We start from the raw sequence: 18,127 nt of genomic DNA on the forward strand, positions 1-18,127 counted from the left end.
TCGCCGGTGAGTTGCTCGAGGGGCACTGTTTCACGTGAAACGGTGCCCCTCTTGCGTTTCTGTGTCGGGGTGTCGTGGCGACGTCGGTTCTCCAGACTCTCGGCGAGGAGCACCTGGTGGTGACCAGGTGTCAGCTCGCGGCAGTAGCATCGCTCGAATGCGGCATGGATGGATCACGACCCTCCGCCTCGACGGCAGCCCGCGCGCCTCACGCGTCTGGTTCGTCGAGAGCGGTGGCAGCGTGTGGATCGCGACAGCTGAGGCGAATCGCAAGGTCGCCGATATCCGCCGCGATCCCCGATCGACATTCGCGGTCGAGGGCCGTCACGGCGCACGGACGATGACGGCGAGCATCCAATCCATCGACTCCGAGCCGGGCGTCCTGGCCTCCTTCACGCGGGACTACGACGGATGGGATGCATCCGATCCGACTGCCGACGGACCGCGCGTCCTGATTCGCCTCACTGCGCCGGAGCAACAGTTCTCGGACGAGTCGCGGCAGCCGCCGGCCGGCGAGTGAAGCATCGTGAGGAGGAGGCCAGGTCGCGCCGGCGTGGTGCACGGTCCTCGGTCCGGCCGGGCGAGCTGTCGGGTTCCGTCGCCGTACTCGACCACGTTGGATGTCCGACTTCTCACGCCCTGGAAACCGCCCGCCCCGCGGTCGCCGCGAGACGCCATGTTCCCTCGATGTACGACGTCGCTATCGCCGTGCGGATGGCGAGGGCACTCGGGAAGGTCCGCGGCGTGGTGCCCGTGTGCGTGAGACCACGACTCAGCGGACCCCTCCCCGCCACCGCAATGTTTCACGTGAAACACCGCGAGCCCGCGCCGCGCATTCTTCGCTGCCGCGGAGTTCCCGACGGGCAGGGTGGCGGAGGCGATCGCTGAGGCTGCTGGGGCCCGCAGCCGAGGTCACGCCGGTGATCGCGCGGAGCCCCCACGCCGCCGTCCTCTCGCTGCCCACCTCGGCTTGGGCACCTCCTAGTCTGAGGAGATGCGCCGTCTAACCAAGACTCTCGTTGCCGACCCACTTCTCTCACGGGTGGGCGTCGCGTGACTCTCGACGCGCACGCTCACCACGCCGGCGCGCCGGGCAGTGGCTGGCGCAGCTGGCTGTGGATGCTTCTGGGCTTCCTTCCGGTTGCGCTGGGCTTCACGCTCGCCGCGCGCCAGTTCATCCCGAGTTCGGTCCGCTCTCCTGAGGAGCTCGCGCTGGTTGGATTCGGCTGGCCACTTGTGTGGACGGTTCAGGATCACACCACCGCCACCTCGCCCGCGAGCTATCCGACTGAGATTCGGTACGTGGGAGACGGGCGCGGCTCGGCGGTGGAGGTGCCGCCGACTGAGACCGACTGGGGCTTCTTCCTGATCGACAGCCTCCTGCTGTGGGCCATGATCGCGGTGGTGGTGATCTCCGCGGTCATCACGCTCCATCGACTTCGCGGCGATCGGTCGGCGGAAACTGCGCCCGTGATCACCCGTGCCGAGTCCTGATCACGTGAGCACCGCGGTGGCCTGTATCGGCACCCGCCGAACCGCGAGCCGTGGGCGTCGCTGTCCAACGATGTTTCACGTGAAACGCCAGCGGCCCGTATCCATCATCTGATCGCCGGCGGATGCGTTCGCAATGTTTCACGTGAAACGCAGCCGATCCGCGCGCGTTCTGGCGACGCACCCGGCGGGACAGCCCGCGACTCGCAGAATGCGGGCATCAACAGAACTCCGCGCGCTGAGAACGGTCATTTCACACGGTGGAAGACAGCCGTGGCAGTTAGGCTTATCTCTCGGGTCGCTCCCCGAATCGGGGGCCGACGCATCAGCGATTTGGAGCAACGGGCATGACACCTGGCGGGGGACGTGGATGGTTCCATCGCAAGCGTCCCCAGCAGAGTGAGGCTGCGCCCGCCGCTGACAATGCCGCTCCCCAGGTCGACCCAGGAGACGCGCTCGCGGCCGCGAGGCAGGCTCAAGCCATGGATTCCATCGCTGCGGGCCAGGCCGTCGGAGACGAGGGTGGTGCCGTCGTGCACGCCGAGCAGAGCGCGAGCCCGGCCATCCCGGCTGCACCTCAGGTGCCGGCACGCCCCTCCCCCGGGATCGACTGGGACGCGGAGACCGCCGCGGCGCTTTCGGACGAGCCCGCCATCGAGGCGCCAGAGCGGCCTCACCATGTCGGCAACGTCGGCCCCGATCGCTTGCTCGAAGATCTGATCCGCGAAATCGTCGGCGACGCCGCCGTCGATACGGCGACCGCGTTGCAGACCGCCCCAGTCGCAGTGGCCCCCGCGTCCGGCTCCAACGACGCACCCTCGCCTACCGAGGCGCCCGCGGGAGTTCCTCCAGTGGTCGTAGCCCTGCCCGAGGAGACGCCGGCCTCGATCCCCGCGGTGGTGGATCCGCAACCGCATGCCGATGCAGCTCAGCTCGCGCCCGAGCTCGCTCCCGCTCCCGCGCCCGCTCCTGCGCCCGGAGCCACTCTCGCGTCGGCGGCGTCGACAGTGCCGGCGTCGTCGGCGGCTGCGCCCGAGCCGGCCCTCGCGGCACCATTCACCCCTCCGGCACCGGGTGCAGTGAACTTCGCGCTTCCCGCGGACGGCTTGAGCGACACCGTCGACGCATCCACAGAAATTTCTCCGGCTTCGCCGGAATCGACATCCATCGAGTCGGCCGCAATGCGAACGAGTGCGCCGACCGCAGCACCAGATGTTTCACGTGAAACATCGATCGATCACGGAGGAACTCCCCTGGCCTACGAACTTGCCGACGAGACGCGTCGGCGCATCGCGCTCGAGGAGTCGGTGCTCCCGCTCCCTCCCGCAACGCGCGTGCTCACCATCTCGAACCAGAAGGGCGGCGTCGGCAAGACGACCACCGCGGTGAACCTCGCGGCGGCGCTCGCACGCTCGGGCGCGAAGGTCCTCGTCATCGACCTCGACCCCCAGGGCAATGCCTCTACCGCTCTCGGTGTCGACCACCGCTCCGAGCAGCAGAGCGTCTACGAGGTGCTCGTCGCCGATCTTCCCCTTTCAGGGGTCATCCGCCCGTCGACCGAGCACGAACAGCTCGACTGCGTGCCGGCCACCATCCACCTCGCCGGCGCCGAGATCGAGCTCGTCTCGCTGGTCGCTCGCGAACAGCGGCTGCGTCGAGCGCTCGATACGCACCTCGCATCGATGGAGCGCCCCTACGACTACGTGTTCATCGACTGCCCGCCGTCGCTCGGCCTGCTGACGATCAACGCCTTCGTCGCCGCTCGCGAGGTGCTCATCCCGATCCAGTGCGAGTACTACGCCCTCGAGGGCCTCTCGCAGCTGCTCAGCAACATCGAACTGATCGAGAAGCACCTCAACCCCGAGCTCCGCCTCTCGACGATCCTGCTGACGATGTACGACTCGCGTACGAACCTCGCGCAGCAGGTCGCGCAGGAGGTGCGCGACCACTTCCCCGTGCAGACGCTCTCGACGATCATTCCGCGCTCGGTGCGCGTCTCCGAAGCCCCGAGCTACGGCCAGAGCGTCATCAGCTACGACTACGCGTCGAGCGGGTCGTTGTCGTATCGAGAAGCCGCCGCTGAGATCGCCCGTCGTGGTGCGGCAACCCCTGAGGAGTCGAAGTAAATGGCAAGCAAGCGAACCGGACTGGGCCGTGGCATCGGCGCACTGATCCCGAGCGGCGACGACGCCACGCGATCGGCGAGCCGCCCGGTCGATGTGTTCTTCCCCGAAGCCGATGCAGCCTCCTCCCCCACGACCACTGCCGTCGCGGTCGTCGAGCAGGCCGCCGAGGCGGAGGCGCTCATCACGGTGCCGGGTGCGCGTCTCGCGCGACTCGACCCGAACGACATCGTGCCGAACGCGGTGCAGCCACGAAGCGTCTTCGACCCCGACGACCTCGCTGAACTCGTCCACAGTGTGCGCGAGTTCGGCGTGCTGCAGCCGATCGTCGTGCGCCCGCACCCCGATCAGGTCGGCAAGTACGAACTCGTCATGGGTGAGCGTCGACTCCGAGCGACGAAGGCGGCCGGCCTCGACACCATTCCGGCGGTCGTGAAGGACACCGCCAACGAGGACATGCTCCGCGACGCGCTGCTCGAGAACCTCCATCGCTCGCAGCTCAACCCGCTCGAAGAGGCCTCCGCCTACCAGCAGTTGCTCGCCGACTTCGGCATCACGCAGGAGGAGCTCGCGAGCCGCATCGGCCGTTCGCGTCCGCAGATCTCGAACACGCTCCGTCTGCTGAAGCTCCCCGAGCCGGTGCAGCTGCGCGTCGCCTCGGGTGTGCTCAGCGCGGGCCACGCCCGGGCGATCCTGTCGGTCGGTGGCGATCACGATTCGATGCAGCGCTTCGCCGACAAGATCGTGAACGAGGAGCTCTCGGTGCGTGCCGCCGAGTCGATTGCGACGAACGAACCGAAGTCTGCGGCACGGGTGAAGCCGTCGGCGGGCAAGCGGCAGGATTTCCTCGATGATTTGGCGACCCGGCTGGGCGACCGGCTCAACACGCGGGTCAAGATCGCGCTCGGCGCGCGAAAAGGCCAGATCAGCATTGATTTCGCCACCGTCCAGGATCTTCGTCGGATTCTGACGGAGCTGGGTGAGGAACTCGACGGCGTGTGATTCGGATTTCGTCGGAGAATGGCTCCTGACGAACCGAAATCGACCGTTTCAGCGCAGGCTGAAGACGAAAACGGGGAGTGGCAGACGCCACTCCCCGTTCACGTTCGCGCGATCAGTCGGCGGTCGCCCGAGCGTGAGTCGACCGGACGAGCGACCCGTAGACCGTCGCGGCGTCGGAGCCGGCGGCCTCGATCGCGAGCGGGACGAGCGAGGTCTCGGTCAGCCCCGGAATGACGTTGGCTTCGAGGAACCAGGGGGTGCCCGTGGCATCCACGATGAAGTCGACGCGCGAGAGATCGCGGAGGCCGAGCGTCTGGTGCGCGACGATCGCCGCGTCGGACGCGGCCGCGAGCTCGGCAGCGCCGAGGCGCGACGGTGCGTAGAAGGTGGTCTCCCCCGCGTTGTACCGCGCCTGGAACCCGTAGGTGCCGGCGGTCGGTTCGATCTCGACGGCGGGCAGCGCGGTCGGGCCGTCGCCGGTGTCGACGACGGTGATCGCGAGTTCGGTGCCGACGATGCGACGCTCGACCACGGCGACGTCGGCGTAGGTGAAGGCCTCGACCATCGCGCGCGGGAGGTCTTCGATCTGCGTGACGACGGTGACGCCCTGCGCCGATCCGCCCGAGGCGGGCTTCACGACGACTTCGCCGTCGAGCTTCTCGCGCACGACCTGCAGCACACTCGCTGCGCCGAGCTCGCGGAACGCCTCGTGCGACAGCACGATCGACTCGGGCACGGCGACGCCGGCTTCGGCGAGCAGCGAACTCGCCACCGGCTTCGACCAGGCGCGGCGTGCGGCGGCACCCGAGGACCCGACGGTCGGAACGCCGAGTGCGGCGAGCAGATCGAGCAGGGATCCGTCCTCCCCGCTCGAGCCGTGCAGTGCGGGAAACACGACGTCGGGTCGCTCGCTCGCGAGGAACGGCAGCAGCGCGGCATCGGGGTCGCGCAGTACCACCCGGTGTCCGGCCGCGGTCAGGGCATCGGCCACGCGGCGACCCGAGCGGAGCGAGACATCTCGTTCGTGGGAGATGCCGCCGGCGAGAACGACGACGTACAGACCTTCGGATTCGCTCATGATCAGGGATTCTCCACTCGTCGAGTCGTATCGTGCGAAGCGATTGCCACGATCGCGGCGTTCACTTGAGATCGGAGGGCGGGGCCGAGTCGAACCCGTTGTCGCTCGCGGGCAGCTGCAGCGTGCCCGTGCCGGCGAAGGTGTCGAGCAGGTCGAGCTCGCCGTTGACGACCGTCGCGAGTCGGCGGATTCCGAGTCGGATCGCCTCGGGGGTCGGGTAGCAGAACGACAGGCGCATCGCGTGGCGGCCGCGGCCGTCGGCGAAGAACGCGGTGCCGGGCGTGTACGCGACCAGCTCCTTCACCGCTCGTGGCAGCATCTGCTTCGAGTCGAGCATGTCGGGCAGGGTCACCCAGACGTAGAAGCCGCCGTTCGGGTTGGTCCACGAGAGCTGGGGAAGGTACTCCCCCAGTGCCTCGATCATCGCGTCCTTGCGTTCGCGGTAGACCCCGCGGAAGGTGTCGATCTGTGCGCGCCAGTCGGCGGTCGCGAGATACTCGGACACCACGAGCTGGCTGAACGACGACGGCGAGAGAATCGCCGATTCGGCGGCGAGGATGAGCTTCTCGCGGATGGCGTGCGGCGCGAGCGCCCACCCGACGCGGAACCCGGGGGCGAGCGTCTTCGAGAACGAACCGAGGTAGATGACGCCCTCGGGGTCGAGCGAGCGCAACGCGTTGGGCGCAGGCTCGTCGAAGTGCAGCAGCCCGTAGGGGTTGTCCTCGAGGATGAGGATCTCGTTCGACCGGCAGATCTCGAGGATCTCGGGCCGCCGCTCGGCCGAGAGGGTCACGCCGGCCGGGTTGTGGAAGTTGGGGATCGTGTAGAGGAACTTGATGCGTCGACCCTGGCCGCGCAGGTGGGCGATCGTCTGACGGAGCGCCTCGGGCACGAGGCCGTGCTCGTCCATGGCGACGTGCACGACGTTCGCCTGGTACGAGCGAAACACACCCATGGCCCCGACGTACGACGGCGCCTCGGCAAGTACGACATCGCCCGGGTCGAGGAAGAGCTTGGCGACGAGGTCGAGTGCCTGCTGCGAGCCGGTCGCGGTGACGACGTCGTCGACGTTGCCGCGGATTCCCTCGATCGCCATCACGTCGAGGATCTGCTCACGCAGAGCGGGAACTCCCTGACCAGAGCCGTATTGCAGTGCTGTCGGGCCCTGTTCGCGCATGACCTTGTCCATCGAGGACACGATCAGGTCCTGTGGAAGCGCGGAGACGAACGGCATGCCGCCGGCGAGGGAGACGACCTCGGGGCGGGAGGCGACGGCGAAGAGGGCTCGGACTTCGGAGGCGGCGAGGCCGGAGGCTCGCTCGGCGTAGTTCGCGTACCAGGGGTCGAGATTGTTGCCGGTCCGCTGGGGGACGCCGTCAGAAGTCACTGCGATATCCGTTCTGCTCAGTTTCTCAATGCTAGTTGCCGCTTCGGCGGTGAAATGACCGATGCCCCGTGGCACCCGCCGTTCGAAGCCCGCGTGTCGCCCGCCGGGATGCAGAAGACCCGCCCGGCTTGCGCCGGACGGGTCTTCGTACGATTCGACCGCCGACTACGCGATGTAGGCGGCGAGGTCGGCCTCGAGGGCCGGCTTGGGCTTCGCGCCGACGAAGCTCTGCACGACTTCGCCGCCCTTGAACACCTTGAACGCGGGGATCGCGGTGATCTGGTACTTCATGGCGAGGTTGGGGTGCTCGTCGACGTTGAGCTTGACGATGTCGATCTTGTCGGCGTGCTCGGTCGCGATCTGGTCGAGGATCGGGCTGACGGCGCGGCACGGGCCGCACCATTCGGCCCAGAAGTCGACGATGACGGGCTTGTCGTTGTTGAGGACCTCCTGCTCGAAGGTGGCCTCGGTCACTGCGCGTGCGGACATTGCGTTCTCCTTAGGGGAAGTCGGGGTGAAACCAGATGAGGTGGTGTCGGGTCGGATGCCGCGTGGCGGACGCTACTCGGCCGCGACGCCGGCGAGCTCGGGCTCAGCGGCTGGCGCCGCCTCCTGGTCGTCGTCGCCCGCCTCGAGCGCGGCGAGGTAGTGCTCGGCGTCGAGTGCGGCGGCCGCACCCGAGCCGGCGGCGGTGATCGCCTGGCGGTAGTTCGGGTCGATGACGTCGCCGGCGGCGAAGACGCCCTCGAGCGAGGTGCGCGAGCTGCGGCCCTCGACGGCGACCGTGCCCTCGCTGGTGAGGTCGAGCTTGCCGTGCACGAGGTGCGTGCGCGGGTCGTTGCCGATCGCCACGAACAGGCCGTCGAGCGCGAGGTCGCGCTCGTCACCGGTGACCGTGTCGCGCAGGGTGACACCGGTCACGGCGGTTTCGCCGAGGAGTCGGGCGACCTCCGCGTTCCAGATGAACTCGATCTTCTCGTTGTCGAAGGCCCGCTGCTGCATGATCTTCGACGCCTTGAGCGAGTCGCGGCGGTGGATCACGTAGACCTTGTCGGCGAAGCGGGTGAGGAACGTCGCCTCCTCCATCGCCGAGTCGCCGCCGCCGACGACCGCGATCGTCTTCTGACGGAAAAAGAAGCCGTCGCACGTCGCGCACCACGAGAGGCCGTGACCCGACAGCGTCTCTTCTTCGGGGAGACCGAGCTTGCGGTACGCGGAACCCGTCGCGTAGATGACGGTGCGCGCCTCTTCGACGCCGCCGTTGCCGAGCTTCACGCGCTTCACCGGGCCGTCGAGCTCGAGCTCGACGACGTCGTCGTAGACGACCTCGGTGCCGAAGCGCTCGGCCTGCTGCTGGAAGTTCGTCATGAGGTCGGGGCCCATGATGCCCTCGGGGAAGCCCGGGTAGTTCTCGACCTCGGTCGTGTTCATGAGCTCGCCGCCGATCTCGACCGAGCTCGCGATGAGCAGGGGGTTCAGCTGCGCGCGGGCGGCGTAGATCGCGGCGGTGAAGCCGGCCGGGCCCGAACCGATGATGATGATGTCGCGCAACGATGCTCCTTGATGCTCTCAGCGGTGCGTCAGTGATGCGGCCCCCGGAGATTCCGGAGGTCACGCCATGGTCAACACAGTCTAGGCGGACGGTATTCCGGCCGGCTGAGCGCGCGCAGTGTGTGACGGGATGCCCTCGAGCCGGGGCTGGTCGCCGCCCGACTCAGCTCCGGCGCAGGCGACGCAGCAGCGGCTCGGCGAAGCCGCGCAGCTCGGGGGTGCGGATGAGCCAGAGCACGCCGAAGTAGACGGCCGACATGGCGACGCCGATGACGGTCATCGAGATGAGCGACGGGATGAGCCCCGACATCGCGAAGCCGTCGGGCGAGATGCCGCCGAGCAGCACGAGGGCGACGAAGCCGACGATGAGGGCCGGGATGGCGCCGAGCGTGTAGCGCACGAAGCTCGATGCGATGTGCCAGCCGTCGATCGTGCCGAGGCGACGCCGAAGCAGGACGGCCGCGAGGACGAGCTGTGCGCAGCACGCGAGCGAGGTGAGCAGGGCGATGCCGATCGCGACGAACTCGGGCAGCACGTTGAGGAGGAGGAGCGCGCCCGCGCTGAAGAGCACCACCTGGAAGAGCGTGAAGAAGAACGGGGTCTTCGTGTCGCCGAGGGCGTAGAAGGTGCGCTGCACGATGAACAGCAGGCTGAACGGAAGCAGTCCGATCATGTAGGCGACGACCACGTTGCCGAACTCGATGTGCGTCTCGAAGGAGGCGGTGCTCGCGAATGCGGTCGCGAAGGGGTAGCTGCACATGACGAGCACGCTGGCGGCGAGCACGATGATGAGGCCGACACCGCGGGCCGCGCTCGAGAGATCGGCGCGCACTCGGTTGAGGTCGCCGTTGGAGGCGTGCTCGCTCATCCTTGTGAAGTAGGCGGTCGCGATCGAGACCGTGATGACCGAGTGGGGCAGCATGAAGATGAGCCAGGCGTTGCCGAGCGCCGCAACGGAGGCGCCCTGACCCGACGCGGTACCGACCACGATCGTCTCGATGAGCCCGGCGAAGGTCGTGAGCAAGAGCATGCCGAAGGTCCAGCTCGCCATGCGGCCCGCATCGCCCAGCCCGACGCCGCGCCAGCGGAAGTCGGGGCGGTAGCTGAGGCCGATCCGACGCCAGAACCAGAACAGCACGAGCGCCTGCACCGCGATGCCGAACGTGGCCGAACCGGCCAGCACGGCGATCATCGCCGGATCCCAGGCCTCGGGAGCGCGGAGCCCGTTGGGGTCGCTGCCCCAGATCGCCATGAAGACGAGGAGGCCGGCGATCGCGACCACGTTGTTGAGCACGGGCACCCAGGTGAACGGGCCGAAGCTGCGTCGGGCGTTGAGCACCTCGCCGAGGAGCGTGTAGAGGCCGTAGAAGAAGATCTGCGGCAGGCACCAATAGGCGAAGAGCGTCGCGAGGTTGCGCGTCGACTCGTCGAGCTTGAGGCCGTAGAGCATCGTGAGCAGCGGCGCCGCGAGCGTCGCGAGGATCGTGATGCCTGCGAGCACGACGAGCGCGAGCGTGAGCAGGCGGTTGATGTAGGCCTTGCCGCCGTCGGCGTGCAGTCCCGCCCGGACGATCTGCGGTACGAGCACCGCGCTCAGCACGCCGCCCGCGACGACGACGTACACCGTGTTCGGCAGCTGGTTCGCGACCGCGAACGCGTCGGCGCTCGGCGACTTCGTGAGACCGATCGCGCTCACGAGCACCGCGGCCTTCACGAAGCCGAGCACCCGTGACACGATCGTGCCCGACGCGAGGAACAGGCTTGCCCGGCCGATACGGTCGTCAGTCACGTGTCGGTTCCTCGGGGTCGGCGTCAGGGGTCTCGTCGGCGTCGACCGGCTGCTCCGCGGCATCCGTCTGCTCATTCGAGGCGGGAGACGCTGCGTCCGCAGCCGTCTCGTCGGCAAGTCGCTGCTTGCTGCGCCGGCGGATGTTGCGCCAGATGCCGAAGCCGAAGAAGAGGACCAACGCGGTCGCGAGGATGCCGGCGCCGAGTCCCTCCCAGTCGGCCTGCACGTTGCCCGTGACGAAGACGGTACGGCCGATGGCGACGCCCGTCGTCGAGGCGAGCGAGATCGCGATCGTGACCTCGCCGCGGCCGACGCCGGCGGTGATCGGCACCTGCACCGTGCTGCGGGACTCGGCGGGGATCTGCGCGGTGACGCTGTCGTCGACGACGAGGCGACCGTTCGACGGGTTGGCCGAGACGACCACCGTCACGGGGTAGGGCAGGGCGTTGAGCACCGTCACGGGCAGCGGGGTCTCACGGGCGAAGATGTTGACGCTCGACGACGGCACCACCGAGACCGAGTCGGTCGTCGCCTGGCGCGCGGCGAGCCATTCGGCGACCGCGGTCTCCCACGCGGCACGGTCGGCGAGCCAGGAGACGTCGAGCATCGCGAGCAGGTCGCGGCGCACGGGGTCGGTGAGCAGCGTCGGGTCGTCGATGACGCTCGCGAACGAGGAGACGGAGTTCTCGGCCACGAGCATCCGTCGGGCGGAGTCGACGCGGGCGGCGTCCTCGGGGAGGTCGACGAGCGTGCGGGCCGTCGGCGGCGCACCGATCGCGTCGGCGAGGCCGGCGGCGGCCACCGACGCCGAGGAGGCGAGTTCGTCGAGGGTGGTCGACACCCGTGCCGAGTGCACGCCGGCGTCACGGCCGAAGGTCGCGAGCAGGGCCGCAGGAGTGCCGCCCGCATCGAGGGAGAGTTCGGCGAGCAGCCGGCCCGTGGCCGAGCGCCACTCGGTCTCCGAATCGGCGAGGGACGCCTCGCGCAGCGGGGTCGTGAGGCGCTCGTCGGCGACGACGGCGGTCGAGCCGTCGACCGAGGCCGCCGCGCCCGCGCGCTCGTCGAGCGGGGCGACGTTGCCCGGCGAGAGGATGGCGGTCGTGAGCCCTGAGCCGTCGAAGACCGCGAGGTTGCCCGCGGTCACGGTGTCGTCGGCGGGCCACGCGATGTCGGTGCGGGTGTAGGGCCAGTCGAGCAGCATCTCGGTGCTCGGCACCTCGCCGGGCGTCGGAGCGGTGGGTGCGGGCGACGCGGTCTCGCCGGGGGCTGCGGTGGGCTCATCGACGGGAGCGGCCGCTGCGGTGAAGTTGGCTGGGTCGAGCTTGTCGTCGAAGCCGCTCGGCGCGAGCAGCTCGGTGAGGCCGAGCTGCGCCTGCAGCGCGACATCCGCATCTGCATACGCGAGCGGGAATATCTCGTTGCCCGAGCCCGCGAGCCGGCCGAGCCAGTCGAGCGTCGAGGCCGGAGCCGAGCTGCCGAGCACCCGGATGGACGCGATGATGCGCGGGTCGATGCCGATCGCGACGGGGCGACCGGCGACGGCGTCGAGCTGGCGGTCGAGGAGGCCGAGCGGCGCCGTCCACGTCTCGAGCGTCGCGGCGTCGAACAGGCCGGTCGAGGCGGCGGGCGCGGTGAGCGGGTAGACGAGCGTCAGCGAGGTGGTGCCCGTCGCGGGAGCCAGCGAGGTCGAAAAGGCGTCGGCGCCCGAGGCGACGAGCATGTCGTCGACGACGAGCTCGGCGCCGAGGCCGAGCACGGGGGTGTCGCCGGCGTCGGCGACGACCGAGGCCGGCACCGAGAACGAGACCACGAGCTCGGAGCCCGCGGCCACGGGACGGGTCTCGGCCTCGCCGAGCACGACGCCCTCGGGCGCGGTGCGGGCGTCGACCGAGCCGGAGCTCGCGAGCCACGCGTCGAGCTCGGCGGTCTCGTCGATCGCGCCGTCGGCCCTCGTGAGCCGCAGCGTGCCCGCTGCGAGGGCCTCCGCGGTCGCGTTCTCGACGGCGACCTCGATCGTCAGGGGTTGACCCGCGATGATCGTGGTGGCGTCGACGGGGGCGAGATGCAGTTCGACGCCATCGCCCTCGGCTGCGCCGGCGCTCGACTGCACCGCGGTGGTCGCCGCACGGGGGTCGACGGCGGGAGCGCCGCCCACGGCCAGTGCACCGAACGGGGCGGCGACGACGCTGCACACCGCGGCCGCGGCGATGCCGAGCGCGACTCCGCGGCGACGACGGTCGCGGCGGGACGCATCTGCCGCAGGGCCGCGCCCCGTGGCATCCGCACCGCCCGATGACGCAGCGAGCGACGCAGCAGACGCCGCCGAAGCCGTCGCCGGAAGCCGATCGCCGCGCGCGCGCGCAGGAGTCGGGTCGGCTGCCATGCAGGCGATTCTACGGTGAGCGGGCCGAGCATCCGATCGATGCGAGCGAGCGGGGCCGGCCGCGATGCCCTGCGCTGCTGCTCCGAGTCGGGCGCCGCTTAACATGGGAGGCATGCAGAGTGTCGCGGCAGCCCTCGGTCGTCTGTCCGAGGCGGCGGCTTCGCCGACCGTCGCGAAGCTCGCCGCGGCGTTCGAGTCGGCCGGTCACGAACTCGCCCTCGTCGGCGGTCCGGTGCGCGACGCGTTCCTCGGCCGGCCGATGAACGACCTCGATTTCACGACGGATGCCACGCCCGACGAGATCCTCGCGATCGTCAAGCCGATCGCCGAGGCCCACTGGGACATCGGCCGTGCCTTCGGCACGATCGGCGCGAAGATCGCCGGCGAGACGGTCGAGATCACGACGTACCGCGCCGACTCCTACGACGGCGATTCACGCAAGCCCGAGGTGGTGTTCGGCGACTCGCTCGAAGCCGACCTCACCCGTCGCGACTTCACGGTGAACGCGCTCGCGCTGCGGTTGCCGAAGCTCGAGCTCGTCGACCCCTCGGGCGGCGTCGAAGACCTCGTCGCGAAGGTGCTGCGCACGCCCTCGACGCCCGAGCAGTCGTTCGGCGACGACCCGCTGCGCATGCTGCGGGCCGCCCGCTTCGCCTCGCAGCTGGGCTTCGAGGTCGAGGAGGGCACGCGGCAGGCGATGACCGACCTCTCCCCCGAGATCGACCGCATCTCCGCGGAACGGGTGCGCGACGAGCTCACGAAGCTGCTGCTCACCGCCGAACCGCGTGCGGGCCTGCGGCTGCTCGTCGACTCGGGTCTCGCCGCCCGGGTGCTGCCCGAGCTGCCCGCACTGTGCCTCGAACGCGACGAGCACCACCGCCACAAGGACGTCTACGAGCACAGTCTCACCGTGCTCGACCAGGCCATCGACTACGAGCGGTCGCGGGGCGTGCTCGAGGCGCCCGACCTCGTGCTCCGGCTCGCGGCGCTGCTGCACGACATCGGCAAGCCGGCAACCCGCCGGTTCGAGCCGGGCGGGGCCGTGAGCTTCTACCACCACGACGTGGTCGGGGCGAAGCTCGCCCGCAAGCGCCTGCGCGCGCTGCGCTTCGACAACGACACCGTCGCGGCGGTCTCGCGCCTCATCGAACTGCACCTGCGGTTCTTCGGCTACACCGAGGGCGCCTGGACCGACTCGGCCGTGCGCCGCTACGTGCGCGACGCGGGCGACGCCCTCCAGCTCGAGCGGCTGCACATCATCTCGCGGGCCGACGTCACGACCCGCAATCGCCGCAAGGCCGACCAACTCTCGTTCGCCTACGACGACCTGGAGGAGCGCATCACCGTGCTCGCCGAGGAGGAGGAGCTCGCCGCGGTGCGCCCCGAGCTCGACGGGCAGCAGATCATGCGACTGCTCGACATCAAGCCCGGCCCCGTCGTCGGCGAGGCGTACAAGTACCTGCTCGAAGTGCGCCTCGACGAAGGCCCCATCGGTGAGGATGCCGCGGCGGAGCGCCTGCGCACCTGGTGGGCCGCCCGGGACGCGTGAGCCCGACGTCGAGGGTTCCTCGCTGACGAATGGCGCTGGCGCGTGGCATCCGTTAGACTCGACAGGTTGCCCGTGCGCCTCGATTGCGAGGCCTCCTCGGCGCGACGTATGCACAACCCTCCTGTTACAGAGATCCTGTAGCCGCTGAGTCCGAAGGAGGTGGGTTAGTCATGCACCAGTACGAGCTGATGGTCATCCTCGATCCCGAGATCGACGAGCGCACCGTTGCTCCCAGCCTTGACAAGTTCCTCAACGTCATCCGTAACGATGGCGGCACCGTCGACAAGGTCGACATCTGGGGTAAGCGTCGCCTGGCTTACGAGATCAACAAGAAGAACGAGGGCATCTACGCCGTCGTCGACTTCACCGCCGAGTCCGCGACCACCAACGAGCTCGACCGCCAGCTGAACCTCAGCGAGGCCGTCATGCGCACGAAGGTGCTCCGCGCAGAAGAGGCGATCGCCCAGGTGGCCGCGCACGCCAAGGCCCAGGAGGCCAAGGCTGCCAAGAAGGCTGCCGCTGCCGCCAAGAAGGACGCTTAGTCCCGATGGCCGGCGAGACCATCATCACCGTGGTGGGCAACCTCACTGCAGATCCCGAGCTGCGTTACACGCAGAACGGTCTGGCGGTTGCCAACTTCACCATCGCCTCCACTCCTCGTACGTTCGACCGTCAGGCGAACGAGTGGAAGGACGGTGAAGCGCTGTTCCTGCGCGCGAGCTGCTGGCGTGAATTCGCCGAGCACGTCGCCGGATCGCTTACCAAGGGTTCACGGGTCATCGCTTCCGGGCGTCTCAAGCAGCGTTCCTACGAGACGAAGGAAGGCGAGAAGCGCACCACCATGGAGCTCGAGATCGACGAGATCGGTCCCTCGCTCCGGTACGCGACCGCCCAGGTCACTCGAGCGCAGTCGAACCGCGGTGCGGTCGGCGGCGGCGGCTCCTTCGGGGGCGGCCAGTCCGACGACGCGTGGGCGCCCAGCGCTCCCGCAGCCCAGCAGGGCGGCGGGGATGTCTGGAACACCCCCGGCACCGGTTACGGCGACGAGACTCCCTTCTAATATTCGGCGGGCCTCGCGGCCCGCATCTTCAAGACAGGAAAACCAATGGCTGGAAAGAGCAGCGGCGATCGCCGCAAGCCGAGCCGCGGGAAGGGCGCGAAGAACGCCGCCCCGGCGAAGTCGATCAAGGTCGGCATCATCGACTACAAGGACGTTGCGACCCTTCGCAAGTTCATCTCGGAGCGTGGAAAGATCCGCGCCCGTCGCATCACCGGTGTCTCCGTGCAGGAGCAGCGCCTCATCGCCCGCGCAGTGAAGAACGCGCGCGAGATGGCCCTCCTGCCCTACTCGGGCTCCGGCCGCTAAGGAGCACGACAATGGCAAAGGTTATTCTCACGCACGAGGTCACCGGCCTCGGCACGGCCGGCGACGTCGTCGAGGTCAAGAACGGCTACGCGCGCAACTACCTGGTTCCCCAGGGCTTCGCGACGCCGTGGACCCGCGGTGGCGAGAAGCAGGTCGAGCAGATCAAGGCCGCTCGTGCGGCTCGCGCCCTGCACTCGCTCGAGGACGCACAGGCCCTCAAGGCCAAGCTCGAAGCGGGCAAGGTCAAGCTGGCCGTCAAGGCCGGCCTCGGCGGCCGCCTGTTCGGCTCGGTCAAGACGGCGGATGTCGCGGCTGCGGTCGAGGCTGCCGGCCTCGGCTCGGTCGACAAGCGCAAGGTCCAGATCCCCACGCCGATCAAGTCGATCGGCGACCACGAGGCGACGGTTCGTCTGCACGACGAGCTCACCGCGACGATCACCCTTCAGGTGGTCGCGGCGAAGTAATCGCCCGAGAGATCGCGAAGCGGCGGTCGGGAGCGTTCAGCTCCCGGCCGCCGCTTTCGTCTGTCCGGGTACCGGCGGGTCCGGTTCGGATGCCGCGGCGTGGGCGTTTCGGCGTCCGTCGGCGTCTCTCGGGCGTCGCTCGGCGCGATGCTTCGCAGGGCATGCGCTGTACACCCGTGCGGCGTGGCCGCGCAACCCCACATCCGGGTTTCCTGTGGGTGTTGTACACAGGTGGAGAACTCGGTGGGGAAAGGTGCCGAAGAAGTTTTTCCCCACAGGTGTGTATAGATAAAACACCTGATCATTACAGAATTCAATTCGTGTAATTCACACGATTTCCACAGTTCTCCACAGGTTGAATACACATGTTGAACGGTGTTTCGCCCAGATTCTCCCCAGAGTTATCCACAGGCTGGCTTGTGCTGTGGACGAGGCTTCCATATCGTGAAGCAGCGTCCCTCGAACAGTGGATTTCCTGGCGTCGATGAGCCCGTGTCAGAGGCTCCGACGACACTGGAGTGCGGGCGCGGGTCGCTCGCCCGCACGAGCTGAAAATCGGAGGTCATGGAGTTGTCGATCGCGCACATCGGGCTCGCAGAACCGGTCGACGGTGAAGAGACCCGACGGGGCGAACGCGTTCCCCCGCACGACCTCCTCGCGGAGCAGAGCGCCCTCGGCGGCATGATGCTCTCGAAGGACGCCGTCGCCGACGTCATCGAGACCGTCCGCGGCATCGACTTCTACGTGCCGAAGCACGAGGTCATCTTCAACGCCGTGCTCACCCTCTACTCGCACGGCGAGCCGACCGACGTCATCGCCGTCACCGACGAGCTCACCAAGACCGGCGACCTGCAGCGCGCCGGCGGCGTCGAGTACCTCCACACGCTCACGAGCCTCGTGCCGACCGCCGCGAACGCCGGCTTCTACTCCTCGATCGTCGCCGAGCGCGCCCTGCTGCGCCGCCTTGTCGAGGCCGGCACCCGCATCGTGCAGATGGGCTACGCCGGTGAGGGCGAGGTCGTCGACCTCGTCAACAACGCCCAGGCCGAGATCTACTCGGTCACCGGTTCGGTCGAGACCGAAGACTACGTGCCGCTCTCGGAGGCCGTCACCGTCGCGATCGACGAGATCGAGGCGGCCAAGCACACCGACGGCAAGTTCACGGGTGTGCCGACCGGCTTCGCCGACCTCGACGACCTGACCAACGGGTTCCACCCCGGCCAGATGATCATCGTCGCCGCCCGACCCGCGATGGGCAAGTCGACGCTCGCGCTCGACTTCGCTCGCGCCGCATCGATCACCAACGGGCTGCCCTCGGTGTTCTTCTCGCTCGAAATGGGCAAGAGCGAGATCGCCATGCGTCTGCTCTCCGCCGAGTCGAACGTGCCCCTGCAGAACATGCGCAAGGGCACTGTCGACTCCCGCGACTGGACGACGATCGCCTCGACCCGCGGCCGCATCGACAACTCCCCGCTCTACATCGACGACTCCCCCAACATGACCCTCGTCGAGATCCGTGCGAAGTGCCGACGCCTCAAGCAGAAGGTCGGGCTGAAGATGGTCGTCATCGACTACCTGCAGCTCATGACGAGCGGCAAGCGCGTCGAGAGCCGCCAGCAAGAGGTGTCGGAGTTCTCGCGTGCGCTCAAGCTGCTCGCCAAAGAGCTGCAGGTGCCCGTCATCGCCCTCTCGCAGCTGAACCGTGGCCCCGAGCAGCGCGCCGACAAGATGCCCGCGATCAGCGACCTGCGCGAGTCGGGCTCGATCGAGCAGGACGCCGACATGGTGATCCTGCTCCACCGCGAAGCCGCCTACGAGCGCGACAGCCCCCGTGCCGGCGAGGCCGACCTCATCGTGGCGAAGCACCGTAACGGTCCGACCCGTACGATCACGGTCGCGTTCCAGGGCCACTTCTCCAAGTTCGCCGACATGGCGCCGATGTAG

16 protein-coding genes are annotated in these 18,127 nt (G+C 68.7%); 10 read left to right on the forward strand and 6 right to left on the reverse strand.

Annotated features, from left to right (window positions below):
* Positions 1–157: 157 nt before the first annotated feature.
* The 4 genes from ACFVTX_RS10175 to ACFVTX_RS10190 all read left to right on the forward strand — a co-directional run bounded on the left by ACFVTX_RS10175 (position 158) and on the right by ACFVTX_RS10190 (position 4,616).
* Positions 158–520, forward strand: coding sequence for a pyridoxamine 5'-phosphate oxidase family protein (locus ACFVTX_RS10175; RefSeq protein ID WP_386900379.1), 363 nt, complete (start codon positions 158–160; stop codon positions 518–520).
* 533 nt (positions 521–1,053) lie between these two features.
* Entirely contained in the window at positions 1,054–1,494 is a 441-nt protein-coding gene (locus ACFVTX_RS10180; protein ID WP_386899671.1) for a hypothetical protein, read from the forward strand.
* Between the two features lie 1,229 nt (positions 1,495–2,723).
* Complete coding sequence (locus ACFVTX_RS10185) at positions 2,724–3,617, forward strand: ParA family protein (RefSeq protein WP_386900380.1); 894 nt, start codon at positions 2,724–2,726, stop codon at positions 3,615–3,617.
* Entirely contained in the window at positions 3,618–4,616 is a 999-nt protein-coding gene (locus tag ACFVTX_RS10190) for a ParB/RepB/Spo0J family partition protein (protein WP_386899673.1), read from the forward strand. It begins immediately after the preceding gene.
* A 112-nt stretch (positions 4,617–4,728) separates the two neighbouring features.
* On the opposite strand, the gene ACFVTX_RS10195 is transcribed toward ACFVTX_RS10190, so the two are convergent.
* From ACFVTX_RS10195 to ACFVTX_RS10220, 6 genes are all read right to left on the reverse strand, one after another.
* Positions 4,729–5,694, reverse strand: a complete 966-nt coding sequence (locus ACFVTX_RS10195) for a D-alanine--D-alanine ligase (protein ID WP_386899675.1) — start codon at positions 5,692–5,694, stop codon at positions 4,729–4,731.
* 61 nt (positions 5,695–5,755) lie between these two features.
* Positions 5,756–7,081: a PLP-dependent aminotransferase family protein gene (locus ACFVTX_RS10200; RefSeq protein WP_386899677.1), complete on the reverse strand. Its 1,326-nt coding sequence runs from the start codon at positions 7,079–7,081 to the stop codon at positions 5,756–5,758.
* 165 nt (positions 7,082–7,246) lie between these two features.
* A complete protein-coding gene (gene trxA / locus ACFVTX_RS10205; protein WP_022889105.1) occupies positions 7,247–7,570 on the reverse strand; it encodes a thioredoxin in 324 nt (107 codons plus the stop codon).
* A gap of 72 nt (positions 7,571–7,642) precedes the next feature.
* A complete protein-coding gene (trxB, locus tag ACFVTX_RS10210) occupies positions 7,643–8,632 on the reverse strand; it encodes a thioredoxin-disulfide reductase (RefSeq protein WP_386899680.1) in 990 nt (329 codons plus the stop codon).
* Between the two features lie 163 nt (positions 8,633–8,795).
* The gene (gene murJ, locus ACFVTX_RS10215) at positions 8,796–10,421 is read right to left on the reverse strand and encodes a murein biosynthesis integral membrane protein MurJ (protein WP_386899682.1); all 1,626 of its coding nucleotides are present in this window, start codon (positions 10,419–10,421) and stop codon (positions 8,796–8,798) included.
* Positions 10,414–12,804, reverse strand: a complete 2,391-nt coding sequence (locus ACFVTX_RS10220) for a DUF6049 family protein (RefSeq protein ID WP_386899684.1) — start codon at positions 12,802–12,804, stop codon at positions 10,414–10,416. Before ACFVTX_RS10220 ends, murJ begins: the two co-directional genes overlap by 8 nt.
* Before the next feature lie 112 nt (positions 12,805–12,916).
* On the opposite strand from ACFVTX_RS10220, the gene ACFVTX_RS10225 reads away from it, so the two are divergent.
* From ACFVTX_RS10225 to dnaB, 6 genes are all read left to right on the forward strand, one after another.
* Entirely contained in the window at positions 12,917–14,353 is a 1,437-nt protein-coding gene (locus ACFVTX_RS10225) for a CCA tRNA nucleotidyltransferase (RefSeq protein ID WP_386899686.1), read from the forward strand.
* 170 nt (positions 14,354–14,523) lie between these two features.
* Positions 14,524–14,895, forward strand: a complete 372-nt coding sequence (gene rpsF / locus ACFVTX_RS10230; protein WP_386899689.1) for a 30S ribosomal protein S6 — start codon at positions 14,524–14,526, stop codon at positions 14,893–14,895.
* Between the two features lie 5 nt (positions 14,896–14,900).
* A complete protein-coding gene (locus tag ACFVTX_RS10235; protein ID WP_386899690.1) occupies positions 14,901–15,413 on the forward strand; it encodes a single-stranded DNA-binding protein in 513 nt (170 codons plus the stop codon).
* Positions 15,414–15,458: 45 nt separating this feature from the next.
* The gene (rpsR, locus tag ACFVTX_RS10240) at positions 15,459–15,719 is read left to right on the forward strand and encodes a 30S ribosomal protein S18 (protein ID WP_022889097.1); all 261 of its coding nucleotides are present in this window, start codon (positions 15,459–15,461) and stop codon (positions 15,717–15,719) included.
* A gap of 11 nt (positions 15,720–15,730) precedes the next feature.
* Positions 15,731–16,183, forward strand: a complete 453-nt coding sequence (rplI, locus tag ACFVTX_RS10245; RefSeq protein WP_386899692.1) for a 50S ribosomal protein L9 — start codon at positions 15,731–15,733, stop codon at positions 16,181–16,183.
* Positions 16,184–16,753: 570 nt separating this feature from the next.
* On the forward strand, positions 16,754–18,127 hold the full coding sequence (dnaB, locus tag ACFVTX_RS10250) for a replicative DNA helicase (RefSeq protein ID WP_386900382.1): 1,374 nt from the start codon (positions 16,754–16,756) through the stop codon (positions 18,125–18,127).

The organism is Agromyces sp. NPDC058136, assembly GCF_042884375.1.
Lineage (GTDB): Bacteria > Actinomycetota > Actinomycetes > Actinomycetales > Microbacteriaceae > Agromyces.

Excerpts from the sequence above, each read along its gene's own strand:
- rpsF (WP_386899689.1), top strand. The coding sequence starts at position 14,524 with ATGCACCAGTACGAGCTGATGGTCATCCTCGATCCCGAGATCGACGAG.
- ACFVTX_RS10195 (WP_386899675.1), bottom strand. The coding sequence starts at position 5,694 with ATGAGCGAATCCGAAGGTCTGTACGTCGTCGTTCTCGCCGGCGGCATC.
- ACFVTX_RS10235 (WP_386899690.1), top strand. The coding sequence starts at position 14,901 with ATGGCCGGCGAGACCATCATCACCGTGGTGGGCAACCTCACTGCAGAT.
- trxA (WP_022889105.1), bottom strand. The coding sequence starts at position 7,570 with ATGTCCGCACGCGCAGTGACCGAGGCCACCTTCGAGCAGGAGGTCCTC.
- ACFVTX_RS10175 (WP_386900379.1), top strand. The coding sequence starts at position 158 with ATGCGGCATGGATGGATCACGACCCTCCGCCTCGACGGCAGCCCGCGC.
- rplI (WP_386899692.1), top strand. The coding sequence starts at position 15,731 with ATGGCAAAGGTTATTCTCACGCACGAGGTCACCGGCCTCGGCACGGCC.
- ACFVTX_RS10220 (WP_386899684.1), bottom strand. The coding sequence starts at position 12,804 with ATGGCAGCCGACCCGACTCCTGCGCGCGCGCGCGGCGATCGGCTTCCG.
- ACFVTX_RS10190 (WP_386899673.1), top strand. The coding sequence starts at position 3,618 with ATGGCAAGCAAGCGAACCGGACTGGGCCGTGGCATCGGCGCACTGATC.
- ACFVTX_RS10225 (WP_386899686.1), top strand. The coding sequence starts at position 12,917 with ATGCAGAGTGTCGCGGCAGCCCTCGGTCGTCTGTCCGAGGCGGCGGCT.
- rpsR (WP_022889097.1), top strand. The coding sequence starts at position 15,459 with ATGGCTGGAAAGAGCAGCGGCGATCGCCGCAAGCCGAGCCGCGGGAAG.